The sequence below is a fragment of the Caulobacter sp. GSs2 genome, assembly GCF_058680895.1.
On the sequence record NZ_CM178725.1, the window covers coordinates 1272206 to 1296076 of the forward strand.

A 23871-nucleotide genomic window follows, 5' to 3' on the forward strand; every position below is an offset into this window, starting at 1 on the left:
CCGCCTTCCCAGGGCCGCGTGATATTCGCGGCGCATTCCCCTCCCGGAATGCGCCGTTTTTTATGCGGCGAGCGCGCCTAGGCGGACGCCCGCGCCCGGGCCGCCGCCGCGACCACAGCCGCGACGAAGGCGGCGTGAACGCCCTGGGGCATGTCGTGGCCCATGCCCTCGATGATCCGCATCTCCGCGCCCGGGATCGTCGCGGCGGTGTCCCGGCCACCTTCCAGGCGGACCAGAGGATCGGCGTCGCCATGCAAGACGATGGTCGGCGCCGTGATGGTCTTCAGGGCCTCGCGGCGGTCGCCGGACCCGATCACGGCGCACATCTGGCGCGCCATGCCGACGGGATGGTGGGCTCGTTCGATGGCGGCCTTCAGCTTGGGGCGTTCAAGGGCCGGGTCGACCGGCCAGGCCGGGCTCTGGATGACGATCTGAGCCTTCAGGGCGTGGTCGGTCAGGCTGTCGATATCGGTCGCCTCGGGGCGGACATACAGGATCGCCAGCGCCTCGGGCGCCGCCGGCGGCAATGCCGGATTGCCGGTGGTCGACATCACCGAGACCAGTGACAGCACCTTGGCCGAATGTCGCGCCGCCAGCGTCTGGCCGATCATGCCGCCCATCGAGACCCCGGCCACGTGGGCGCGCTCAATGCCCAGGGCGTCGAGCAGACCCGCGGCGTCGTCGGCCATGTCTTCGAGCAGGTAAGGAACGTCCGGCTTGCGGCCGCCCGCTATGGCCGTGAACACCGCCGGCATGTCCGGCGCGCCGGCTTCGTCGAGCCAGGTGGACAGGCCGATGTCGCGATTGTCGAAGCGGACAACCCGAAAGCCCTCGCCCACCAGTTGCTCGACGATCTCCATCGGCCAGCGCGTCAGTTGCTGGCCCAGGCCCATGACCAGCAACAGCGGCTCGCCGTCGTCGTGGCCATGCACGTCATATTCGATCTCGATACCGTTGGCGGCGACCCTGGCCATTTGCGTCTGCTCCCTTTTGCGGGGAGCTTACGGACGCGGTGAAGCGGGTCAAACAGTTGTTGGGCCGCCTAGATTCCCGGCGCGTAGGGGAAGCTCATCGCCTGATAGGCCTCCAGCGACAGCGGCGGCGCGTTTTCGCCCGCCGGCAGCGGGCGCTGCGAGAAGGTCTGGAACCAGGACACCGAGGCGTCGCGCCACCACTGGGCCTCGCTGCGCTGGATCTTCAGGAAGGCGGCGACCTGAGCGTGGCGCTCGGCATCGACATAGGGGGCCATGTCGCCCCAGGTCTCGCCCATGGCGTCCACCCCGGCCACGCCGCGCGAATAGTGGGTGACCAGGCCGTCCCACAGGGTCTGACCCGACTTCAGGCGATAGTCCCACGGCAGGTGGTGGAACCACAGCAGGTCCTTCTCGTCGACGCAGTTGAGATCAGCGAAACAGGCCCCGACCGGGGCCGCATATTGCGCCACCGCGTTGCTGCCCTTGGCGGTGCGGTCAAAGCCGACCCCGCCCGGCCCGGCCTTGGCGTAGTAGACGCTGGTCCAGTCGGCGCGCTCGCCGCCGCTGACCCAGGGACCCGGGCCATAGTGGTGGCTGCGGCCCATCTGATGGTGCAGGCCCAGCGGCGTCATGTAGTCGACCACGGTCTCGCGCGAACTCATCATCATGTCGACGACCGGCGTCACGAAGCGCTTATCGTTGCTGAAGGTCATCCTGGCCCAGTCGGCGGCGATATCGCGGCTGGAAGCTTCGGGATCCCAGGCCAGCCGGCCAAAGACGTACCAGTTGGCCTGGTCGAAGTGCGAGCCGCTCCAGTTGCTGTCCACGCCGATATTGGCCACGCCGGCCATGACGGTCAGCTTGCGACCGTCCAGCGCGCCCTCGACCACCTTGGCCACCGTCGAGCCCTTGCCCTTGGCGAAGGTGTCGGCCCGCAGGGTCTCCTCGTACATCGGGCCCAGATAGGCCAGGTGGGTGGCGAAGCCGAGATATTCCTTGGTGATCTGGAACTCCATGCCGAGGTTGGATTTGGGCATGGCCCCGAACAGCGGGTGGAAAGGCTCGCGCGGCTGGAAGTCGATCGCGCCGTTCTTGACCTGGATCACCACATTGTCGCGGAACTGGCCGTCGAACGGCTTGAACTCCGAGTAGCCCTGCTTGGCGCGATCGTCAGGCTGCTCGTGCGAATAGACAAAGGCCCGCCAGATCACGACGCCGCGCGATCCGATGGCGTCGGCCAGCGTGTTGGCGCCGTCCACGTGGGTCGCGCCATAGTCCTGGGGACCGGGCTGCCCCTCGGAATTGGCTTTCACGAGGAAGCCGCCGAAGTCGGGAATGACCTTGTAGATCTCGTCGGCCTTGGCCTTCCAGAACGCCTTCACGGCCGGGTCGCGCGGATCGGCGGTCTTCAGGCCGCCGATCTCGATGGGCGAGGAAAAGCGCGCCGTCAGATAGACCTTGATGCCATAGGGACGGAACACGTCCGCCAGGGCCCCGGCCTTGGCGATCCAGGGCGCAGTCAGGCTGACGGACTTGGCGTTGACGTTGTTCAGAACCGTGCCGTTGACGCCGATCGAGGCGTTGGCGCGGGCATAGTCGACATAGCGCGGGTCGGCGCTGTAGGCCGGCAGCTTCCACCAGTCCCAGATCGACTGGCCCGCATAGCCGCGCTCGACGCTGCGATCCAGGTTGTCCCAGTGGTTGAGCATCCGCAAGCGGACCTTGGGAGCGGACGCGATGTTCAAGTTATCCACAGGCTGGCGGGTCTGGATCAGCGACAGGTAGCGGTAGACGCCATAGAGGGCGCCGACGTCGCGGTTGGCGGCGATCACCGTGGTCGCCTTGCCGTCCACGCTCAGGGTGCGGATCAGATAGCCCTCGTTGCCGGCGGCCTGCAGCGGCAGGGCCAGCCTGGCTATGGCAGGCGAGCTTTCCGGCGTGCCGATCAGGATGACGCGGCCCGCCTGCGCTGAGGGCGCACCGACCAAGCCGGTGAGACCGCGTTCCAGCTCGGCCCGGGCCACCTTCAGGGTCGGGGTGTCGGCGACGGGCGCGATGACGGCAGGCGCATAGCCTGCCGTGGCCTCAACGGGTCGATAGCGCAGCCACAGATCATGGCCATCCTCGGCATGGGCGACGGGAGCCGTCAGCAGCATTAGGCCGGTGAGGATCGCAAGTAGCCGCATCAGTTCACTCCCCAGACTATTTTCATCCGCTCTTCCCGGTTTTCGCCGGGGAGATCGGTGGCCTTGAACCTCCCGGACACAAATTCCGCCAAGAGGTCGACACGCCTACATGTAGTGGTCTGACCACTGGGTTGACAACCCATTCCCCACCGTTAAACCGAGGGTCATGTCCAAGATCATCGCCGCCAAGACCATCGTCACCTGCCCAGGGCGCAACTTCGTCACGCTGAAGATCGTGACCGAGGACGGGACCTACGGCGTCGGCGACGCCACGCTGAACGGACGCGAGCTGGCGGTCGAGGCCTACCTGACCGAACATGTCATCCCCTGCCTGATCGGCCGCGACGCGCACACGATCGAGGACATCTGGCAGTATCTCTACAAGGGCGCCTACTGGCGTCGCGGCCCGGTGACGATGTCGGCCATCGCGGCGGTCGACATGGCGCTGTGGGACATCAAGGGCAAGGTCGCCGGCCTGCCCCTGTATCAGCTGCTGGGCGGGGCCTGCCGCTCGAGCGTCATGGTCTATGGCCACGCCAATGGCGAGACGATCGACGAGACCCTGACCAACGCCGCCGCCTATGCGCAGCAGGGCTACAAGGCCATCCGCCTGCAGTCGGGCGTGCCCGGCATGAAGGGGACCTACGGCGTCTCCAAGGACAAGTTCTTCTACGAACCGGCCGACAGCGACCTGCCCAAGGAAACCATCTGGTCGACCGAGAAATATCTGAGGGCCGCGCCCGAACTGTTCAAGGCCGCCCGCGAGCGGCTGGGCTGGGACATCCACCTGCTACACGACGTCCATCACCGCCTGACCCCGATCGAGGCTGGCCGTCTGGGCAAGGACCTGGAGCCCTATCGTCCCTTCTGGCTGGAAGACTGCACCCCGGCCGAGAACCAGGAGAATTTCCGGCTGGTGCGTCAGCACACCACCACCCCTCTGGCCGTGGGCGAGGTGTTCAATTCGATCTGGGACTGCAAGACCCTGATCCAGGAACAGCTGATCGACTATATCCGCGCCACCGTGGTGCATGCCGGCGGCATTACCCACCTGCGCAAGATCGCCGGCTTCGCCGACCTCTACAACGTCCGCACCGGCTGCCACGGGGCGACCGACCTGTCGCCGATCAGCATGGCCGCAGCCCTGCACTTCGACCTGTCGATCCCCAATTTCGGCATCCAGGAATACATGCGCCACACGCCCGAGACCGACGCGGTGTTCCCCCATGCCTACACCTTCGAGGACGGCATGCTGCATCCGGGCGAGGCGCCGGGCCTGGGCGTGGATATCGACGAAACCCTGGCGGCCGGCCATCCCTACAAGCGCGCCTATCTGCCGGTGGCCCGCCGCGAAGACGGCGCGATGCATGACTGGTGAAACGGATCGGCAAACCGCCGCTACGGGAAAAGGGCGAGCGAAGGTCGAGAATCTGCGTGATACTTGAGGTGCAACAGATCTGAACCGGCGTCCTCGCCACCCGAGATTAGAAGCACTGTCCATGGCCGACAACGTCAAGCTCTACCGCCGCATCGCCGACACCGTGGCCGACGCCATCGAGGCCGGGCACTACAAGCTCGGCGACCGCCTGCCGACCGAGCGCGAACTGGCCGAGCAGTTCGGGGTCAGCCGCCCCACCCTGCGCGAGGCGATGATCGCCCTGGAAATGCTGGGCATGATCGAGGCCCGACACGGCCTGGGCATCTATGTCACCAGCAATGCCCGCCCTGCCGCCCCGACCCACGAGATCGACTTCGAGATCGGCGCCTTCGAGCTGATCGAGGCCCGCCGCCTGTTCGAGGGCGAGGCCGCCGCCCTGGCCGCCACCTCGATTGACGACGCCCAGCTGGCCCAGCTGGAGGCCCTGATGGTGCGGATGCACGAGGAAGAGGAAATCACCGGCGAGGACGCCGACCGCGAGTTCCACATGATCATCGCCCGCGCCACCGGCAACGGCGCGATCATCGCCACCATCGAGAACCTGTGGGACTGGCGCAACCGCTCGCCCCTGGCCCGCAACATCCTGGCCCGCGCCCGCGGCATGGGCCTGGAACCCCGCATCAACGAACACCGCCGGGTGTTCGAGGCCCTGAAGGCCCGCGACCCCGCCGCTGCGCGGCAGGCGATGCGCGACCACCTGGAGCGGGTGATCGAGCACCTGCTGCACGCCACCGAGACCGAGGCCGTCCAGCGCGCCAAGCAGGAAACCAGCACGCGGCGCGACGCGATCGCCAAGCGGGTGGCGATCTAGCCAGCCCGCTGGAGTGGGCGCGCGCTGCAAGAGAACACCGCCCCCACTACCGTCACGATTGCATTGATGTGAAGCTTGTGAGAGGCTCCCACAGAACACCGTTCCGCGAATGATCGGTTTGGGTTCGGGGGGTGGTCATGGGCAAGCACATCCTTTTCCTCGTGCACGGCATGGGCTCCTACGGGACGTTCAAGGATGGCAAGTGGGTCCAGGACGCCAAGGGCTGGTTCCAGGAAGCCAGCAAAAGCCTCGTCGATGTCTATGACACCTTCATCAAGAATGATCCGAAGCTGGGCAGGGGCGTGGATTTCGATGATCGCTTCGTCATCGAGACCATAGAGTTCGACAGCTGGCTGGAGCACTACCGCACCGACTGGGAATATCAGGCCGGCACCTGGAAAGCCTTCGGCCTCGACAGTGGCGTCGCAGGAAAGATCACCGACTTCTTCAAGGGCAACACTGACAAGTCCTTTCTCTGGACCCATGTCGCGGACGTTCTGCTCTACACCTCTCCACTCCTGAAGGATGCGATCCACCCTCACGTCGCCAAGCAGATCCTTGACGCCCTGCGCCGGCATCACCAGGCCCTGACGCTGGATAACTGGAGCATCCTGGCCCACTCGCTCGGCACGGCGGTGATCAACAACGCCATCCCCGCGCTTTTGGCCGAGGCCAGCCAGGATCCGGAGCTCAACGCGGCGCTTGTGCCGCCCAAGGTCATCTGCATGGCCGCCAACGTGGCGCGGGCGCTGTCACCGCCGCAAGCCGCCTACAGCGACCGTCTGGTCCCCTCGGGCCCGCTGGGCGTGGGGCACTATCTCAATTGCAGCCACACCCTGGATCCGTTCTGCCGGATTCGCCCCTTTCAGCCCTCGGATCCGAAATGGGTCGATGCGCCCGGTTACGTGCCGCTGACGGGACTGTCGGGCTACTATCTGGCCGACGAGTTCATCGACTGGGCTCAGGACTGGAACAATTTCGACAAACTGGCCTCGATCGTGCCGCATGGCTTCAGTCACTACATGCGCCAGCCCAAGGTCGTGGCCCAGCTGTGGCCCAGGCTACGCGGCCGGTTGCCGTCCGAATCCTCCAATCTCGAAAGCGCCGTGCGCGACGCCAACGAGACGCTGGTTCGCGATACCGTGGGCGACCACCTGCGCCAGAAGCTGGAGCAGGAGGTTCGGCAGCGGCTGGAAGGCGCGCTGGGAGACACGCCCTTGCCGACGACCAAGGAAGAGGTCGCCAAGCTTCTGCCCACCCTGCTCGGCAAGCTGAAGGGGTTCCAATCATGATCCGGTCGTCTGTGACCCGCCTGCTGCTGGTCGCCAGCCTGGCCCTTGCCGGTCTGGCGCCGTCGGCCTTCGCCGAACCCGCCGCCTTTACCGGTGCGGTTCTGAGCAAGGCGCGGGAGACCTGCCTTTCGGGCGCCTTTACGGCCCTGCCCTCGACGCCCAGCGCCAATCAGGCCGTGCAGGCGCTGCGGGATGAGGCCGGCGAACTGGGCGGCAAATGCGCGCCCCTGACACTGCCGGAGCCTTCGCCGACCTTCGAAGCCATGCTGAACGCCATTGAACAGGGCCTGGCCGAGACGCGTATCGCCTATGGCTGCGCGCCCCAGTCCGAAAAGCCCTCCTGCCGCGGCCTGCTGGCCGCCGAGGCTCGGCACGGCGAACTGCAGCTGTTCAAGCTTGGCAAGACGGAGGCCATCCGCCTCATTCCAGAGGATCACTACAGCCGGGCCAACGCCTATTGGTGGAAGCCCGAGAACGGCAGCTTCGGCGTCAAGCCCGGCGTTGGGGTCAGTCTGACGCGGCTGGTGCTCGACGCGTCGGCCCCCGACACCCCGCTGGCCAGACGGGTGCAGGCCGAGACGCCCTACAGCGACATCGAGGCCGATGTGCTGGCCGCCAATACGCCCTGCGCGACCTGCGAAGAGGAAGTCGCGCGCGTCATTTCCCTCTGGCCGCTGTTTGACGCCCTCGAGCGCGGCTTCATGGTCGCCACGCGCGACAATTTCGACACCGCCATCACGCGGCTCGAAGGCCTGGTTGGTCGATGGGACGCCTATCACTTCGGAGGGGGCAAGGGGCGCGCGCAGCTGCCCTGGGAGCTGACGGTGAACAGTGTCCTCTATGCTAGCCACCGCCCCGACACCGAGGGCTGGCAGGAGCCGCCCGGCCACGCCTTGACGCTGCTGCACCCCTCGCCGGGCCTGGCGCTCAAGGATGTCAATGGCGCCGACACGATCGTCAACGTCGTCGAGGTCGTTGGCTGGAGCCGCTGGGACTACGATCGGAAGTCCTATGCGCGCGCCAACGAGATGGGGATCTCGGCCGTCGCCGCCTATCGCCAGCGGAGCGACGCCAGGAACTGGGGATATGGCGCCCTGGTCCGCACCCCCTTCGACGTGTCCGGAATTCCACTCAACGTGGTCTGGACACGAACAAAACTGAACGTGGGCGGCCATGACGACACCTTCGCGATCTCGGTGGACCTCTCGCGTTTCGCGCCGAAATGGAAAAGCGCCGCCTGCCTGTTCAAACTGCCGTCCTGCGAGAAGACCTGACACCTGGGCGTCCAGCCCATCGGCGGTCTCGCAGCCCGACCGCCTCTACCGCCGCACGCTCTCCACCGACCCCAGATAGCCGCTCTCCCCCGGCCGCAGGCGGCGGTCGGGGAGAGCGGAAGCAAGGCTCAGTTCACATCCATCTCGAACGGCACGGCCGGCAGGCCCGCGCTGTCGAAGAGGTTGAACGTCGGGCTGTCGGCCCAGGCGAACCGCACCTTGGCGGCCTCAGCGCCGGCTGGAGCGGTCAGCACCACGCTCGCCCTGTCGATCCGGGCGTCGGCCCAGCGGCAGGCCTTGGCGGCGTCGCAGAGCTCGAAGCCAATCACCCGGTCCGAGCCGCGCGAGACCAGCGTCCCCCCGATCTGGTCGAAGCCCACGACGACCGTGTCCCCGACCCGTTTGGCCGAGACCGGCGCCGGCCCCGTGGTCACGGCCTCGCCGGCGATGCGGCGGGCGGCCAGGGCCAGGCGGCGGCCGACCTCCTGCTTGTTGGCGGGGTGGATGTCGAAGGGGTCGCCGATGTCGGTCGTCACGGCCAGGCCCGCATGAGCGTCGGCGGCGACAGCGCGGCGCTGGGCCTCGCGCAGGGCGGCCGTGCCAAAGGCGCCGGGCGTTGTCGCGAACGCGCCATAGCTGGCCAACTGGGCGATAACGACCGGCATGTCCGGCGCTATGCCCGCGCGGCGCTCGGCGACGAAGGCCGTCTGCAGGGCCGCATAGGTCTGGTCGCGGCCGACATTGGTCTCGCCCTGATACCAGGCCAGTCCGCCGTAGGCGTAAGGCCCCATGGGCGCCAGCATGCCGTTATAGAGGGTCGAGACCCCGGCCAGGGTGTCCCACGGCGCACGGGGCGGATCGGCGCCGACACGGGGCTCGATGCGATAGGTCCAGGCGTTCAGCGCCAGGCGCGTCCCGTCGGCAAGCACCAACGCCCTTTTCGAGGGATCTCCGTACATTCCGCCATTGGCATAGGTGTCATAGGCCGAGACGACGATGGTGTTCCGGCCGGCCTTCAACGCGCCGGCAGCCAGCGGATACGACCGATCGAGCCACGCCCCCGAGGTCGCGCCGACACCCACGCCGTTCAGATAGGTCGCGTCCATCTCGTCGACCTGGCCGAGGTTCAGGGTCGCGGCCTGCCGAGCCTGGGCGGCGGTCAGCGTCACCTCGGTCTTGAACCAGACCACGCCGTTGAAGGCCGCCAGCTCGGCGACGCCCCAGCGTTCCCAGATCCCGAGGTCCTTGGGCGCTTCGGTCCAGGCGCCAGCGCCTGTCCAGGGCGCGATCGCGGCCTCGCCCGGATGCTTGGGCGCCCACCAGGCCTTGATCGTCTCGCCCCAGCGGCGGTTGGCGGCGGCGGGGTCCTTCAGGGACAGGTTCAGGGTGTCGATGGCTTCGTCATAGCCGCCGACCTTGCGCAGCGCCGCCGGCGTCATCCAGGCTTCGATCCCCGATCCGCCCCATGAGGCGTGGATCAGGCCCAGCGGGACGTTGCGGGTCTTCTGCAGCTCGCGGGCGAAGTAGAAGCAGCTGGCCGAGAACGATCCGACCGTCTCCTTCGTCGTCGGCTTCCAGACCGGCGACTTGGCAAAGTTGGCTTTGGGCGCGCGGCCGTCGGCCTTTTCGATGGTCACCATGCGGATGGCGTCGTTGGGCGCGCCGTTGTTGATCTGGTTCCAGGCGTCGCCGGAGGCCTGGACCTGCATCTCCATGTTCGACTGGCCCGAGCACAGCCAGACATCGCCGGCCAGCACGTCACGCACGGTCTGGGTTTTCGAGGCCGTGGTGGCGGTCAGGTCGTACGGACCGCCCGCCTGCGTCGCGGGCAGGTCGAGGCGCCAGGCGCCGTCCGGACCGGCGGTGGCGCTGGCGGTCTTGCCGGCGAAGGCGACGCTGACGACCTCGCCGGGCCTGGCGGTTCCGAACACCGGCAGCGGGCGGTCGCGCTGGACCACCGCGTGGTCGGCGAACAGGGCGTTAAGGAGGTCCTGGGCGGCGGCGGGGCTGGCCAGCAGGGCGGCGAGGATCAGGCCCGAGGTCAGGCGGCGCATGGTGTTACTCCCTCCGAATAGATCCTCCCCCTCTGGGGGAGGTGGCCCAAAGGGCCGGAGGGGGCCAGCACGGCCTTGGCCGAGATGACCCCCCTCAGTCGCTCCGCGACAGCTCCCCCAGAGGGGGAGCATCTCTAGACCACCGTCAGCGTCGTCTTCTTCAGGTCCACCGAATTGGGCCCGACCATGATCTCGAAGGCGCCCGGCTCGACCACGCGCTTCATTTCCAGGTTCCAGAACCACAGGTCCGACGGCGCGATCTCGAAGGTCACGGTGGTCTTGGCGCCGGCCGCCAGGGTGACGCGCTTGAAGTGCTTCAACTCGAGCAGCGGACGGGTCACCGAGGCGGCCACGTCGCGGACATAGAGCTGCACGACTTCATCACCCGCGACCTTGCCGGTGTTGGTCACATCGACCTCGACCTTGACCGTCTCACCCTGGGCGATGCTGGCCTTGGCCAGTCGCGGGACGGCGATGTCGAAGGTCGTGTAGGAGAGGCCGAAACCGAACGGGTAGAGCGGGCTGGTCTTCTCGTCGAACAGATAGCCCCGGCGCGAGGTGGGCTTGCGGTTGTAGTAGATCGGCAGCTGGCCGACATTGCGGGCGATGCTAACGGGCAGCTTGCCGCCTGGATTGGCGCGGCCAAACAGGATGTCGGCGCCGGCCGTGCCGGTCTGCTCGCCCAGGTACCAGCCCTCGATGATGGCGTCGGCGCGCTGCGCCAGCAGGTTGATCGACAGCGGACGGCCGTTGAGCAGGAACACCACGGTGGGCTTGCCCAGGTCGAAGATCGCCTTGGCCAGGTCGTTCTGCTGGCCGATCAGGTCCAGATCGTTGCGGTCGCCCAGGTGGTTGTCGGCCCAGGCCTCGCGGCTGGTCTGCTCGTTGTCGCCCAGCACCATGACCACGACGTCGGCGTTCCTGGCCACTTCGACGGCTTCGGCGATCAGCCTGGCGTTGACGGCCGGATCCACCAGCTTGACCTCGTCGGCGGCCCAGACGCGGCGCTCGGTGATCCGGACGGCCTCGGCATAGTCGAGTTGGAAGCCGGCCGCCTTGGCCTCGGCGGTCAGGCCTTCCAGCAGCGAGACCACATGCTTGGGCTCGTCGGAATAGCCGCCGATCGGGGTGTCGCGGGCGTGAGTGCCCAGCAGCGCCATGCGCTTGATCGCCTTGCCGTTCAGCGGCAGCAGGCCCTTGTCGTTCTTCAGCAGCACCACCGACTTGCGGGCGGCTTCACGGGCCAGGGCGATGGCTTCGGCCGTGTTGTTCTTGGCCTCGGCGGTCTTCTCGTCGGCATAGGGGTTTTCGAAGAAGCCGCCCTCGAACTTCATCGTCAGCACCCGGGCGACGGCGGCGTCGACCTTCTCCAGCGAGACGCGGCCTTCCTTCACCAGCTGCGGCAGCAGGGCATAGGCCTCACCGTCGGGCAGCTCGACATCGACGCCGGCATTGATCGCCATCACGGCGGTGTCGGCCAGACTGTCGGTCATCTTGTGGCGCGAGATCAGTTCCTTGATGGCGAAATAGTCGCTCTGGACCGAGCCCTGATAGCCCCACTCGGTGCGCAGGATGTCGGTCAGCAGCCAGTGGCTGGCGTGCGAGGGCACCCCGTCGATCTCGTTATAGCTGGGCATCACCGACCGCACCGGCAGCTCCTGCACCGCCCGTTCGAACGGCGGGAAGAAGTTCTCGCGCAGGGTGCGCTCGGCGATCTGGGCGGGGCCGACATTGGTGCCGTTCTCGGGCTGGCCGTGGCCGGTCATGTGCTTGAGGGTGACGAACACCTTGTCTTTCGCCAGCGGCAGGGTCTTGCCCTGGAAGCCGCGGATGGCGGCCAGGCCGATCTCGGCGCACAGGTGCGGATCCTCGCCATAGGTCTCCTCGATGCGGCCCCAGCGCGGGTCTCGGGCCACGTCGACTACAGGAGCCAGGGCCATGTTGGAGCCGCGCGCGCGCATCTCCTTGGCGGCCATCGAGAAGATCTTCTCGACCAGCTCGGTGTCGAAGCTGGAGGCCAGGGCGATGGCCTGAGGATAGCTTGTGGCGTCGCGGGCCACATAGCCGTGCAGGGCCTCGTCGTGCATCAACATGGGGATGCCCAGGCGGGTGTTCTCCATCGACCACTTCTGGGCGGCATTGGTGTAGCGGGCGGTGTCGCGCGCGTTGCGGCCCTTGGTGCCGTCCTCGGCCCCGGCGGCGGCGTCGACCACGACGGCGGGTTTCAGACCCCGGCGGTCGGTCGGACGCGAGATCTGGCCCAGGCCGTTGGGGAAGCTCTTGCCGGCCGCCTCGGCCGAGAACTCGCCTTCAGGCGTCTGGATGGCGGCCTTGGTCAGCCAGATGCCGATCAGCTGGGCGGCCTTTTCCTCGATCGTCATGCGGCCCAGCAGGTCCTTGACCCGGGCGTCGACCGGCTGAGTCGGATCCTTGTAGAGCGGCTTGCCGCCTGCGCCCTGCAGGGCGGCGACCGAGACGCCCGGCGCGGTGGCGGCGGCGATGGCGGCGAGGCTGGCGCCGAACAGACGGCGGGTGATGGCGTGTGTCATCTGGTTCGTTTCCCCGGAGGTCTCGTCGTTGGTTGACGGCTGTATGGCCGCCTTGCCGACCACTATGGGGGAGGTTGTCAGACCACTCAAGAAAAGAATGGTAGCGGTCTCATTCATCTAAACCCTCTTCCAGAGGGAGAGGGCGGGGCCCGCGCCGAAGGCGTGGGAGGGTGAGGGGTTACGCCCTCACCCGGAGGCCGGCACGCCGTCAGACGCTGTAACCCCTCACCTCCCACCGCTACGCGGCGGGCCCCTCCTCTCCCTCTGGGAGAGGATCAAGAAGGGGCGATCACCCCTGCCACCCGTCGATCACCCGATCCAGCACCGTCAACGGCACCGGCCCGACCAGCAGGCCCGTGTCGTGGAATCGCCGGATGTCGAACTTCGCCCCCAGCCGCGCCTTCGTCCGCTCGCGAGCCTTGGCCCAGACGGTGTGGCCGACCTTGTACGAGCAAGCCTGGCCAGGATTGGCGCAGTAGCGTTCGACCTCGCTGGTGATGCGGCCCTCCGGCTCGCCGCCGGTCTCCATCATGTAGGCGATGGCCTTTTCGCGGCTCCAGCCCTTGGTGTGGATGCCGGTGTCGACCACGCAGCGGGCGGCGCGGAACAGCCGGGCCTGGTACATGCCCAGCAGGCCCAGCTCGTCGTCGTCATAGACGCCCATCTCCATGGCCACCTGCTCGGCGTACAGCGCCCAGCCCTCGGTATTGGCCGAGAAGCCCATGTTCTGGCGCAGGCGCGGCAGGCTGCTTTCCGCCACCAGGGCCAGCTGGAAGTGATGGCCCGGCGCGGCCTCGTGATAGGTCAGGGTCGGCAGCGACCAGCGCGGACGATCGGCCGTGTCGCGCAGATTGATGTAGAAGGCGCCCGGCCGTGAGCCGTCCAGGGCCGGCCGCTCGTAATAGCCGCCTGCCGCGCCGGCCTCGGTATAGGCCGGGATGCGCCGCACCTCGACCGGGGTCTTGGGGGTGACGCCGAACCACTGCGGCAGCTTGGGCGCCAGGTCGGCGATCAGCTTGTTGCAATAGGCCAGCATCTGGGCGCGGCCTTCATCGGTATTGGGATAGGTCTGGGTCGGGTCGGTGTTCAGCGAGGCCACCCGCGCCCCAACGCTGCCCTGGGTCAGGCCGCGCTTCTTGAGGATGGCGTCCATCTTGGCGCTGATCTCGGCGCCCTCCTCCAGGCCCAGGCGGTGGACCTGATCGGCGGTCATGTCGGTGGTCGTGTAGATCTTCAGCAGGCCCGCATAATAGGCGTCGCCGTCCTTCAGACGGTTGAGGCCCGCGTCGTGCGTGGCCTTGGCGCGAGCGGCCTTCAGCACCTCGATCTGGCGGTCGAGCGCCGGGTGCACCGTGCCGGCCAGCAGCGCGGCGGCCTTGCCTTCATAGTCACCATAGGGCTTGGCCCGGCGGGCCAGCGAGGCGACCAGCACGTTCTTGTCGGCCGGCAGGGCGCGGAACTTGCCCAGCTGGGCGATGGCCTTGTCCAGCATGAAGTCGGCCGGGATCACGCCCTTGCCGGCGTCGGCGGCGAAGCGCTCGCTCTCCTGGTCCAGCACCGTGGCGAAGGCGGCCATGCGCGACAGATAGGTCTCGGCGTCGGCCGCCGACTCGACCTTGTGCTTGGTGTCCAGGAAGCTGGGCGTCGAGGAATAGGCCCCGTAGTACTGGGTCAGCACATAGGGCCGGCTGATCGCGCCATAGTCGAAGCCCGCGACCGCCGCGCGGCTTTCGTACTGGAACATGGCGGTGTCGTAGTTGACGGCGTCGTCGCCGGAGAGCGCCTTACGGTCGATGCCCTTTAGGCGCTGGACGCGCTGGCCGGGCTGGGCCCGGTCCTTGATCCAGCCCGCGATCGAGCGGTCGCCGAGCTTGCCGCGCGCATCGGCGTGGGCGCCGGTGTCGAGGCCCAGATTAGTGGCCTGTTCGGGACTGTCGGACAGGTCCTCGTCGAAGAAGGCGTCGAACAGCTTGTAGAGCTCGGTCTTGGCGCTGTTGGGGGCGTCAGCGGCCTGGGCCGGAAGCGCGGTGGCGAGCGCGGTGGCGGCCGCCCCCATCATGATCTGGCGACGGTCAAACTTCGACATGAAAGGCCCCTGCGACTGAACGATCCCGCCAGCGGTCGCGCTTTGCGGGGGCAAATCAGTCACCCGGCGAGGGCATGTCGTCAAGCCGGAGCGCGGCCTGCAAGCCGCCCAAGAAAAAGGGCCCGTCTGGGCATGACGGGCCCTTCGACTTTGGAGATCGTTCGAAGATGGAGGATCCTGAACACCGCGACCCTACGCCCGACCGCAGTGAGGGGCACCTCCACATATTGTCGCAAGGCCGGATTTCCGGCACTTGCGACCAAGCCCTTGTTTTCGCGAACTACTTGCGCGCCGCCAGGATATCGTCGAGCCGCGCGGGGGTTCCGGCGATGCGTTCCAGGCGCGGATAGCGCAGGCCGCCGCGCCAGTCGATCTTGACCATCCGGTAGCGCTCGCCGTCCTTGACCAGCAGTTCGACCAGCGCCCCCTCCGGCTTGCTGGCCGCCCTGATCGCGTCCTTCAGCTTGTCGGCGTCATAGGTCTCGCCATTAACCGCCACGAGGGTCACGCCCTGGGTCAGGCCCGCCTTGAAGGCCGGACCGCCCCACTGCACATCCGACACGAGGCCGGCGGCGGCAATGGTCAGGCCCAGCGAATAGGCCAGGTTGGTGGACTTGCCGCGCGTCTCGGCCGTCTTGAAGTAGTCGGTCGGGGTCTCGGTATAGATCAGCCGGTAGCCGCCCCGGGTCAGGCCATCCAGCGGGGCCTTTTCCGACAGGCCTTCGATGCGGGTCTTCAGGAAACTGGTCCAGTCGTGGGCGACCACGTCGTTCAGCGTCGCGGCCACATCCTCGAAGGTATAGGTACGCGGCACATACGAGCCGTTGTCGACGCCGAAGAAGGCCTTGGCGAAGTCGTCCAGCGACTTCTTGCCGCCGGTCTTCTCGCGGATCAGCGTATCGGCGTCGAGCCAGACCAGCTGGCCTTCCGAATAGTAGTCCTCGCTGCGCTGGTAGCTGACCCACGACAGCGGCTTGCGCATGGCGATGATCGGATCGTTGGTGGTGTCGGCCACGCTGCGCCAGTCGCGGCCGCGCCGGTTGTCATAGAGCGCCGCCGTCATGGCCAGGGCGTCCAGGCTCTGCTGCTTGGTGTGCAGGTTGGAGCGCGCCGACAGCACCCCGCCCCAGTACTGGGTCTGGCCCTCATAGACCCACATCAGGCTATCGCGCATCGGCTCGTTCAGGGTGGCGGTCCACAGATCGGCGCCGCGGCGGAACTTGCCGTTCCACGAGTGGGTGAACTCGTGGGGCAGCAGGTCGCGGCCCACATAGGTCTTGTCCCACTCGGTGAAGTACTTGGGCGCGACGCGGTTTTCGCTGGAGCGGTGATGCTCCAGGCCGATGCCGCCCAGCTGGTCGGACAGGGCGACCAGGAAGTCATAGTGATCGTAATGATGCGAGCCGTAGAGCTTGTAGGCCTGCTGAACCAGGTCCTTGTGGGCCTGGATATGTTCGGGCTTGAACTCCAGCAGCTCGGGCTTGTCGGCCATCAGGTTCAGGCGCACCGGCGCGCGACCGCCCGGATCCAGCTCGACCGTCTTGAAATAGCGGCCCGCGAACATCGGCGAGTCGACCAGGGTTTCGAACGGCGTGACCTTGAAGGTCGTGGTCTGGCCCTCGGTCTTGGCGACCTCCAGGGCGGAAGCGAACTTGAAGCCTTCCGGCAGCTTGACGCTAGCCTCGACGGGGATCTGGCGGGTGTAGTAACCGGCCGGATAGAAGCCCATCTGCAACCACTGCAGGTTCAGCATGTCGGGCGTCATCACCTGGCGGCCAACCCTGGCCTCGACCGGCGACAAGAATTGATAGCTGAGCTGCAGTTCCGAAACGCCCTCTGGAACCTCGACATGGAAGGCGAAGACCTGGACTAGGTCGCGCGTCCAGGCCAGGCGCTGGCCGTTGGCGGTGATCACCAGGCCCGCCAGCTTGTCGATGTCGTTGCGCGGCGAGTGGCCGCCGGGAACCCACTGCGGATAGAGGATCGTGAACTTGCCGGCCTTGGCCACCGGGATGGTCTGGCGGATATCGAAGATCTTGCGCGCCAGGTCAGTGGCGTCGACCGAAAGCTTCAGCGTGCCCGGATAGGGAATGTCCTTCGCGGCCGCGATGGCCGGGGTCGGGGCCGAAGGCTGCGGCAGGGTCTGGGCGACGGCAGTCGTGGCGGCCAGGGCCAGCAGCGAAACGGAAAAGAACAGCGCTTTCACAAAACACCCCAATGCAGTCCGCAAGCGTGCGCCTCGCGGTTAAGAGGCGGGATGTTTCACCCCTTATCCGTCACTTGTCGAGCCGTCAGGACGACGTCTCGAGCCCCCGACAGCGGTTCGCCCAATCGTCGGGCTGCGACAGCGCCTCCGGGGTTTCCCTTAAGCGCGCACCCTTGATTGCCCACCGGATCAAAGGCGGTCAGGGTCATGAGGTCGGGAACCCGCCAGTTCCCCCGGCGAGTGGGTCGATCAGGGAACACCGCCTCCCCCCTGATCGACCTTTCCCGCGTTTGAGGGCGGCGGCGATGATGGTCCGCGCCACAAATTAGGCCAAACCAGCACTTGAAATTGCAAGTCGTTCTCAAGTATGGACGAGACCTGTTCCCGCTCAAGGTCTCCGCCTCCTCGTGTCGTCCGCCGCCACCGCCCAGCATCGCCGCTCGTTCTGGCTCAAGCAGCTGCACCAGTGGCACTGGATCAGCGCGGCCCTGAGCCTGATCGGCATGCTGCTGTTCTCGATCACCGGCATCACGCTGAACCATGCCGGCCAGATCGAGGCCGAGCCCGTCGTGGTCAGCCGCAAGGCCACCCTGCCGGCCGACCTGATCGCCGACCTGGCCAGGGGTCCGGTCGAGGGCAAGCGCCCCCTGCCCCTGAAGCTGCAGCACTGGTTGGACAAGGCCGTCGGGACCGACATCGCCGGGCGCGAGGCCGAGTGGTCCGACGCCGAGGTCTATGTCGCCCTGGCCCGCCCCGGCGGCGACGCCTGGCTGTCGATCGACCGCGAGACCGGCGCCGTCGAGCACGAAAAGACTACGCGCGGCGCGGTGTCCTTGCTCAACGACCTGCACAAGGGCCGCAACACCGGCAAGGCCTGGGCCTGGTTCATCGACATCTTCGCCGCCGCCACCATCGTGTTCACGGTCACCGGCCTGATCCTGCTGCAGTTCCACGCCCGGGCCCGGCCCCTGACCTGGCCGCTGGTCGCCGCCGGCCTCGCCGCCCCCGTCATTCTCGTCATTCTCTTTGTCCACCTCTGAGGTGAAATCCGTGAAGCGTTCCGTCTCCCTGCTCACCTTCGCCGGCGCCGCCGTGGCCGCCCCGGCCATGGCCGCCGATCTCAACGTCACCGTCGAGATCCCCCGCCTGTCGGTGGCCGAGTACCACAAGCCCTATGTGGCCATCTGGATCGAGAACAGCGACGCCAGCGCCGCCGGCACCCTGGCCGTCTGGTACGATCCCGACTCCAAGGAAGACCACGGCACCAAGTGGCTCAAGGACATGCGCCAGTGGTGGCGCAAGGCCGGCCGCGAGATGAAGTTCCCCGCCGACGGCGTCAGCGGCGCGACCCGCGCCCCCGGCCCGCAGAAGGTGGTGTTCAGCGGCGCCAAGGGCGCGCTGAAAAACCTCAAGCCCGGCCAGTACAATCTGGTGGTCGAGGCCGCCCGCGAAGTCGGCGGCCATGAAGCCGTCCGCGTGCCCTTCGTCTGGGGCAAGCCCGGCAAGCCCGCCACCGTCAAGGGCTCGGCCGAGCTCGGCGCCGTCACCGTCTTCGTCAAGTAAGCGAGAAAACCGATGTCCCTGAAGACCCGCCTTTTCGCCGTCGCCGCAGCCGGCCTCGCCCTGACCCTGCCGATGTCGGCCAGCGCTCACCGTGGCTGGCTGTTGCCTTCGTTCACCGTGCTGTCGGGCGACGGCTCGTGGGTGACGGTCGACGCCGCCATCTCCAACGAGCTGTTCTATCCCGACCATCGCGCCATGCGCGTGGACGGCGTGGTCGTCACCGCCCCGGACGGCTCGATCTCGAAGCTGCAGAACGCCTCGACCGGCCAGTATCGCTCGACCTTCGACGTGCAGCTGAACCAGGCCGGCACCTGGAAGATCGGCTCGGCCGCCCACACCGTCACCGCCAGCTGGACCGAGAACGGCGAGATCAAGCGCTTCCGCGGCACGGCCGAGGAGTTCGCCAAGGCCGTTCCGGCCAATGCCGCCGACCTGAAGACCATCACGGGCAGCAATCGCAACGAGACCTATGTCACGCGGGACAAGCCGACCACCGAGGTCTTCAAGCCCACCGGCAAGGGCCTGGAGCTGACGCCCGTGACCCACCCGACCGACATTGTGGCCAGCGAGGCTGCGACCTTCCGGTTCCTGCTCGACGGCAAGCCCGCCGCCGGCCTTGAGGTTACCTTCGTGCCCGGCGGCGCGCGCTGGCGGGCCACGCCCGGTGAGATCAAGGTCAAGGCGGGCGCTGACGGCGCAGTGACCTTCACCCTGCCGGATGCCGGCATGTACTGGGTCAACGCCACGGCGCGCGGCGGCGAGAGCGCCGGTCGTGGTCCCGGCGGCGGTATGGGCGCTCCCGGTGCGGCCCCCGCCGCTCCGGCGCCCGTGACGGCCCTGGCCGGCGACGGCTTCTCGGCCAGCTACACCGCCGTGGTCGAAGCGCAACGGCCTTAGGAAAAGCTCCCTTCCCCCTTGATGGGGGAAGGGTTGGGGATGGGGGTGACAGCGCCGCAGGATGTGACGCGACCTTCGTGAAACCGGCCAGCGCCTTCACCCCCATCCCTGCCCTTCCCCCATCAAAAGGGGAAGGATCGAGATCGAGCCTGACACCCATGACCCGCGTCCTCGTCCCCCTCCTCACCGAGCCACCCGCCCGCCCGCTCGGCGGCGTGGCGCATGCGCTCTCGGGTCAGACCATGGGCACGACCTGGTCGGTGAAGCTGGTCGCCCAGCCCGCCGCCGACGTTCAGGGCCTGGCCGCCATGGTCCAGCGCGCCCTGGACGCCGTGGTGGCGCAGATGAGCCCGTGGGAGCCGCTATCGGACCTGTCGCGCTACAACCGCGCCGCCGCCGGAAGCTGGACACCCCTGCCCGCCGACATGGCCACTGTGGTGCGCCGCGCCATCGCCGTCGCCGAGGCCACCCACGGCGCCTTTGACCCGACCCTGGGCTCCCTGACCGACCTCTGGGGCTTTGGCCCCCGCCCCTTCCCCGGCGAGCCGCCGTCGCGCGAAGCGACCCTGGCCGCGCTCGAATCCAGCGGCTGGAAGCGTCTGGTGCTGGACGGCGACGCCCTGTTCCAGCCGGGGTCCCTGCGCCTCGACCTCAACGGCATCGCCAAGGGTTTTGGCGTCGACCAGGCCGCGCAGGCCCTGGAGCGGGCCGGCGTGAGATCGTACCTCGTCGAGGTCGGCGGCGAGCTGCGCGGAACCGGCGCCAGGCCCGATGGCCAGCCCTGGTGGGTCGAGCTTGAACGGCCACCGACCGCCAATGACTCCCTGCGCACACTCGTGGCGCTGCACGATTTATCGGTGGCGACGTCGGGCGACTATCGCCGCTTCTTCGACCATGACGGCCGCCGCTACGCCCACACCCTGGACCCGGCCTCCGGCGCGCCCGGCGACCACGGCGTGGTCAGCGTCACAGTGCTGGCCAGGACCTGCATGGACGCCGACGCCTGGGCCACGGCGCTCACGGTCATGGGACCGGATGCGGCTCTGGCCTTCGCCACAGCGCATGAACTGCCCGCCCTGATCGTCAGTCGCGCGGCAAAAGGCCTGGAAGAACGCCTGTCGCCGGCCTTGCTGGCCATGCTCGACGCATGATCGATTTCACCGCCCTGGATCCCGAGACCCGGCGTCACCTCGCCGCCGCCGGTGTCGCCTTGGTCTGGGTCGCCTTCTGCGGCCTGATCGCCGCCCGCCACGCCCTGCGCCGCCGCGCCGAGCGCCGCGAGGCCGCCGCCCTGGCGCAAGGCGCTGGCGAGCCGATGCTGGTCGCCTATGCCAGCCAGACCGGCTTCGCCGAGGAACTGGCCCGCGCCACCGCCACGGCCCTGACCGCCGGCGGCGCGCCGGTGATCTTGCGCGACCTCTCGGCCGTCACCGCCGCCGACCTGGCCGGCGCCGGCCGCGCCCTGTTCGTGGTCAGCACCACCGGCGAGGGCGACGCCCCCGACCCGGCCCGCGCCTTCATCCGCGACGTGATGGCGGCCGAGCCTGACCTCTCGGCCCTGCGCTATGGCGTGCTGGCCCTTGGCGACACCGAATACAGCCAGTTCTGCGCCTTTGGCCGCTCGCTGGACGCCTGGCTGGCCCGGCATGGCGCAGCGCCGCTGTTCGACCGCGTGGAGGTCGACAACGGCGAAGAGGCCGCCCTGCATCACTGGCAGGCCCATCTGGCTGTCCTGACCGGCCACACCGACGCGCCCGACTGGAGCCGTCCAGCCTATGGCCCGTGGACGCTGACCCAGCGCCGCCTGCTCAATCCCGGCAGTCCTGGCGGCGAGGCGTGGCACATTCGACTCGAGCCGCAGGACGGCGTTCTGGACTGGTCAGCCGGCGACATCGTCGAGATCGGTCCGCGCAATGATCCGGCCGAGGTCGCCGCCCTGATCACCCGCCTGGGCCTGCCGGTTTCGATTGCGCCAGCTCTGGCCGCCCGCCGCCTGCCGCAAGACATCGAACCCCTGATCGGCCTGACCGGCGAGGCGGTGCTGGAGCGCCTGACCGCCCTGCCGCACCGCGAATATTCCATCGCCTCCCTGCCGGCCGATGGCGGGATCGAGCTGATCGTGCGCCTGATGCCCCGCGCCGATGGCCAGCCGGGCCTGGGCTCGGGCTGGCTGTGCCGCTTCGCCGACGAGGGCGCGGCGATCGATGCCCGCGTCAGGGTCAATCGCAGCTTCCATGCGCCGGACACCGACGCGCCGATGATCCTGATCGGCGCGGGCACGGGTCTGGCCGGACTGCGCGCCCACCTCAAGGCCCGCGCCGCCGCGGGGCGCGGCCGCAACTGGCTGCTGTTTGGCGAGCGCACGGCGGCGCACGACGCCTTCCACCAGGACGAGGTGGCCGGCTGGGTGCTGACCGGCGCGCTTGAGCGCCTGGACCTGGCCTTTTCGCGCGACCAGGCCCAGCGGGTCTATGTGCAGCACCGGCTGCGCGAAGCCGCCGACGCCGTGCGGGCGTGGGTGGCGGACGGCGCGACGATTATGGTCTGCGGCGCGCTTGAAGGGATGTCGCGCGAGGTCCACGTGGCGTTGGACGATATACTGGGCGCCGAGGGGCTGGAGGCGCTTACCGACGCTGGGCGCTATCGGCGGGACGTGTATTAGGCCGCAGACGCCCAACGCCCCCTCCGTCACGTCGCCTCCCATTCTTTGCTTGAGGGCGGCGCCGCGCCACCTCCCCCGCAAGCGGGGCAGGAAGGTTCAGCTGCTCTTCTCCTGCCCCGTAGCGAAGCGTGCGGGGGAGGTGGCGCGCTGCGAATACGCAGCGTGACGGAGGGGGCGCTACGGCCTCAACAACGCCGCCCACTCCTCCGGCGTATTCGCCCCCCGAAGCCTTGCCTCCGACCCAACCGGCATGGCCACCACCGCCAGCCCCGCGCGCTCGACCAGTCGCCGCAGCGGCCAGCCGGCCTCAGCGCCTTCGGGCAGGGCGGAGAAGGTCAGGACCATCGGCAGCGGCAACCCCTCGAACGCGGCGCCGGGCGCGTCGGCCGCCAGCAGCAGGGTCAAATCCTCAACGGTGAGCGTCGGCGCGTCCACCGCCAGGATCAGCGCCCGCTCCAGACCCAGCGCCCGTAGCGCCTCCACGCCGGCCAGCACACCGCCCACCGGCCCCGCGCCCGGCTCGGGATCCGGTACGAACGGCAGACCCAGATCGGCCCCGACCGTCAGCACCGCCCGGGCCCCGACCGTGCGCGCCAGCTCGGCCACCCGATCCACCGCCCGCGCGCCGTCCCAGTCCAGCGCAGCCTTGTCGCGACCCATGCGGCGCGAGCCGCCGCCAGTGAGGATGAGAGCGCCGAAGGGTGTCATCCCCGTTTCCTACATCCGTCTCGCACAGGGTGAGAAGGCCCCTGCAACCCCCGGCTTCCACTGATGCTCCGAACCGGTCTAGTCTCCGCGCCCAAAGGGACGGGTCAACCATGAGCTTACCGCCGGAACGCCAGAGGCGTCGCACCACGCAGAGCGCGACGATCCGCGATGTCGCGGCGCGCGCCGGCGTGTCGCCCATGACCGTGTCGCGGGTGATCAACCGCGAGACCACCGTCAAGGAAGAGACCCGCGCCCTGGTCGAACAGGCGATCACCGACCTCAACTACGCACCCAATCCCGCCGCCCGCAGCCTGGCCGGATCGGCCCCGTTCCGCATCGGCCTGCTGTATGACAACCCCTCGACCGGCTATCTGTCGGAGTTCCTGGTCGGGGCGCTGGACGAGAGCAGCCGCACGGGCGCGCAGGTTGTCATCGAGAAATGTGCCGAGCCCGAACTGGCCGGCGCCACCCTGACCCGCCTGCTGCGCACCGGGGTCGACGGCCTGATCCTGCCGCCGCCGCTGTGCGAATCGCCCCAGGTGCTGGCCGAGGTAAAGGCCTCCGGCGCCGCCGCCGTCGGTGTGGCCCCAGGCATGACCAGCCCCGACATGGCCACCATCCGCATCGACAACGAGGCCGCCGCCTACGAACTGACCCAGCACCTGCTGGCCCTGGGCCACAAGCGGTTCGGCTTCATCAAGGGCCACCCCAACCAGACGGTCAGCCAGCAACGGCTGGACGGCTTCATGACCGCGCTGAAGGCCGCCGGGATTCCCCTGGAGAACGTGCGGGTCGAGCAGGGCTATTTCACCTATCGCTCGGGCCTGGAGGCGGCCGAGCGGCTGCTGGCCAGCGATATTCGCCCCACTGCGATCTTCGCCTGCAATGACGACATGGCCGCCGCCGCCGCGGGCCTGGCCCATCGCCTTGGGCTGGACGTGCCGGGCGATGTCTCGATTGTCGGCTTCGACGACACCTCGATCGCCGCCAATATCTGGCCGCCCCTGACCACCGTCCACCAGCCAATCGCCGCGATGGCCCGCGCGGCGGTGGATCTGGTGCTGGAGGAGATCCGCCGCAAGCGCGACGGGACGGGCGAGCCCCGGCAGTTGATGCATCCGCACACCCTGATCGTGCGGGATTCCACCGGGCCGGCGCCGAACTAGCCGTT

The 23871-nt window shown here is 68.2% G+C and carries 17 protein-coding genes; 10 read left to right on the forward strand and 7 right to left on the reverse strand.

What is annotated here, in order from left to right; all coding sequences use genetic code 11:
* Positions 1–77: 77 nt before the first annotated feature.
* Both ACW17Z_RS06225 and ACW17Z_RS06230 read right to left on the reverse strand, forming a co-directional pair.
* Entirely contained in the window at positions 78–974 is an 897-nt protein-coding gene (locus ACW17Z_RS06225; RefSeq protein ID WP_492058021.1) for an alpha/beta fold hydrolase, read from the reverse strand.
* A 68-nt stretch (positions 975–1042) separates the two neighbouring features.
* Entirely contained in the window at positions 1043–3160 is a 2118-nt protein-coding gene (locus tag ACW17Z_RS06230; RefSeq protein ID WP_492058022.1) for an alpha-glucuronidase family glycosyl hydrolase, read from the reverse strand.
* Between the two features lie 166 nt (positions 3161–3326).
* Between ACW17Z_RS06230 and manD the strand changes: the two genes are divergently transcribed.
* The 4 genes from manD (at position 3327) to ACW17Z_RS06250 (ending at position 7975) form a co-directional block, all read left to right on the forward strand.
* Complete coding sequence (manD, locus tag ACW17Z_RS06235; RefSeq protein ID WP_492058023.1) at positions 3327–4538, forward strand: D-mannonate dehydratase ManD; 1212 nt, start codon at positions 3327–3329, stop codon at positions 4536–4538.
* A 121-nt stretch (positions 4539–4659) separates the two neighbouring features.
* On the forward strand, positions 4660–5409 hold the full coding sequence (locus tag ACW17Z_RS06240; protein ID WP_492058024.1) for a FadR/GntR family transcriptional regulator: 750 nt from the start codon (positions 4660–4662) through the stop codon (positions 5407–5409).
* Between the two features lie 137 nt (positions 5410–5546).
* The gene (locus ACW17Z_RS06245) at positions 5547–6701 is read left to right on the forward strand and encodes a hypothetical protein (RefSeq protein WP_492058025.1); all 1155 of its coding nucleotides are present in this window, start codon (positions 5547–5549) and stop codon (positions 6699–6701) included.
* Positions 6698–7975: a hypothetical protein gene (locus tag ACW17Z_RS06250; RefSeq protein WP_492058026.1), complete on the forward strand. Its 1278-nt coding sequence runs from the start codon at positions 6698–6700 to the stop codon at positions 7973–7975. Before ACW17Z_RS06245 ends, ACW17Z_RS06250 begins: the two co-directional genes overlap by 4 nt.
* A gap of 128 nt (positions 7976–8103) precedes the next feature.
* On the opposite strand, the gene ACW17Z_RS06255 is transcribed toward ACW17Z_RS06250, so the two are convergent.
* From ACW17Z_RS06255 to ACW17Z_RS06270, 4 genes are all read right to left on the reverse strand, one after another.
* Positions 8104–10029, reverse strand: coding sequence for a sialate O-acetylesterase (locus ACW17Z_RS06255; RefSeq protein ID WP_492058027.1), 1926 nt, complete (start codon positions 10027–10029; stop codon positions 8104–8106).
* Between the two features lie 134 nt (positions 10030–10163).
* Positions 10164–12578 carry a glycoside hydrolase family 3 N-terminal domain-containing protein gene (locus ACW17Z_RS06260; RefSeq protein WP_492058028.1) on the reverse strand — a complete coding sequence of 805 codons (2415 nt, stop codon included), beginning with the start codon at positions 12576–12578 and terminating at the stop codon, positions 10164–10166.
* A 289-nt stretch (positions 12579–12867) separates the two neighbouring features.
* Positions 12868–14664, reverse strand: coding sequence for a DUF885 domain-containing protein (locus ACW17Z_RS06265; protein WP_492058029.1), 1797 nt, complete (start codon positions 14662–14664; stop codon positions 12868–12870).
* 280 nt (positions 14665–14944) lie between these two features.
* Positions 14945–16882, reverse strand: a complete 1938-nt coding sequence (locus ACW17Z_RS06270; protein WP_492058495.1) for a M61 family metallopeptidase — start codon at positions 16880–16882, stop codon at positions 14945–14947.
* A gap of 395 nt (positions 16883–17277) precedes the next feature.
* Between ACW17Z_RS06270 and ACW17Z_RS06275 the strand changes: the two genes are divergently transcribed.
* The 5 genes from ACW17Z_RS06275 (at position 17278) to ACW17Z_RS06295 (ending at position 21992) form a co-directional block, all read left to right on the forward strand.
* The gene (locus tag ACW17Z_RS06275; RefSeq protein WP_492058030.1) at positions 17278–17910 is read left to right on the forward strand and encodes a PepSY-associated TM helix domain-containing protein; all 633 of its coding nucleotides are present in this window, start codon (positions 17278–17280) and stop codon (positions 17908–17910) included.
* A gap of 10 nt (positions 17911–17920) precedes the next feature.
* Positions 17921–18433, forward strand: coding sequence for a DUF2271 domain-containing protein (locus tag ACW17Z_RS06280; RefSeq protein ID WP_419318098.1), 513 nt, complete (start codon positions 17921–17923; stop codon positions 18431–18433).
* 12 nt (positions 18434–18445) lie between these two features.
* The gene (locus tag ACW17Z_RS06285) at positions 18446–19330 is read left to right on the forward strand and encodes a DUF4198 domain-containing protein (protein ID WP_492058031.1); all 885 of its coding nucleotides are present in this window, start codon (positions 18446–18448) and stop codon (positions 19328–19330) included.
* A 158-nt stretch (positions 19331–19488) separates the two neighbouring features.
* Positions 19489–20481, forward strand: a complete 993-nt coding sequence (locus ACW17Z_RS06290; protein WP_492058032.1) for an FAD:protein FMN transferase — start codon at positions 19489–19491, stop codon at positions 20479–20481.
* Positions 20478–21992 carry a sulfite reductase subunit alpha gene (locus tag ACW17Z_RS06295; RefSeq protein WP_492058033.1) on the forward strand — a complete coding sequence of 505 codons (1515 nt, stop codon included), beginning with the start codon at positions 20478–20480 and terminating at the stop codon, positions 21990–21992. The genes ACW17Z_RS06290 and ACW17Z_RS06295 overlap by 4 nt, the downstream gene beginning before the upstream one ends.
* Before the next feature lie 177 nt (positions 21993–22169).
* On the opposite strand, the gene mobA is transcribed toward ACW17Z_RS06295, so the two are convergent.
* Entirely contained in the window at positions 22170–22700 is a 531-nt protein-coding gene (gene mobA, locus ACW17Z_RS06300) for a molybdenum cofactor guanylyltransferase (RefSeq protein ID WP_492058034.1), read from the reverse strand.
* A 110-nt stretch (positions 22701–22810) separates the two neighbouring features.
* Between mobA and xylR the strand changes: the two genes are divergently transcribed.
* On the forward strand, positions 22811–23866 hold the full coding sequence (gene xylR / locus ACW17Z_RS06305; protein WP_492058035.1) for a transcriptional regulatory XylR: 1056 nt from the start codon (positions 22811–22813) through the stop codon (positions 23864–23866).
* The last annotated feature ends 5 nt before the right edge of the window (positions 23867–23871 follow it).

What these genes read in the sequence shown, in the direction of transcription:
- ACW17Z_RS06225 (WP_492058021.1), bottom strand. Translation starts at nt 974, where the DNA reads ATGGCCAGGGTCGCCGCCAACGGTATCGAGATCGAATATGACGTGCAT.
- ACW17Z_RS06230 (WP_492058022.1), bottom strand. Translation starts at nt 3,160, where the DNA reads ATGCGGCTACTTGCGATCCTCACCGGCCTAATGCTGCTGACGGCTCCC.
- manD (WP_492058023.1), top strand. Translation starts at nt 3,327, where the DNA reads ATGTCCAAGATCATCGCCGCCAAGACCATCGTCACCTGCCCAGGGCGC.
- ACW17Z_RS06240 (WP_492058024.1), top strand. Translation starts at nt 4,660, where the DNA reads ATGGCCGACAACGTCAAGCTCTACCGCCGCATCGCCGACACCGTGGCC.
- ACW17Z_RS06245 (WP_492058025.1), top strand. Translation starts at nt 5,547, where the DNA reads ATGGGCAAGCACATCCTTTTCCTCGTGCACGGCATGGGCTCCTACGGG.
- ACW17Z_RS06250 (WP_492058026.1), top strand. Translation starts at nt 6,698, where the DNA reads ATGATCCGGTCGTCTGTGACCCGCCTGCTGCTGGTCGCCAGCCTGGCC.
- ACW17Z_RS06255 (WP_492058027.1), bottom strand. Translation starts at nt 10,029, where the DNA reads ATGCGCCGCCTGACCTCGGGCCTGATCCTCGCCGCCCTGCTGGCCAGC.
- ACW17Z_RS06260 (WP_492058028.1), bottom strand. Translation starts at nt 12,578, where the DNA reads ATGACACACGCCATCACCCGCCGTCTGTTCGGCGCCAGCCTCGCCGCC.
- ACW17Z_RS06265 (WP_492058029.1), bottom strand. Translation starts at nt 14,664, where the DNA reads ATGTCGAAGTTTGACCGTCGCCAGATCATGATGGGGGCGGCCGCCACC.
- ACW17Z_RS06285 (WP_492058031.1), top strand. Translation starts at nt 18,446, where the DNA reads ATGTCCCTGAAGACCCGCCTTTTCGCCGTCGCCGCAGCCGGCCTCGCC.
- ACW17Z_RS06290 (WP_492058032.1), top strand. Translation starts at nt 19,489, where the DNA reads ATGACCCGCGTCCTCGTCCCCCTCCTCACCGAGCCACCCGCCCGCCCG.
- ACW17Z_RS06295 (WP_492058033.1), top strand. Translation starts at nt 20,478, where the DNA reads ATGATCGATTTCACCGCCCTGGATCCCGAGACCCGGCGTCACCTCGCC.
- mobA (WP_492058034.1), bottom strand. Translation starts at nt 22,700, where the DNA reads ATGACACCCTTCGGCGCTCTCATCCTCACTGGCGGCGGCTCGCGCCGC.
- xylR (WP_492058035.1), top strand. Translation starts at nt 22,811, where the DNA reads ATGAGCTTACCGCCGGAACGCCAGAGGCGTCGCACCACGCAGAGCGCG.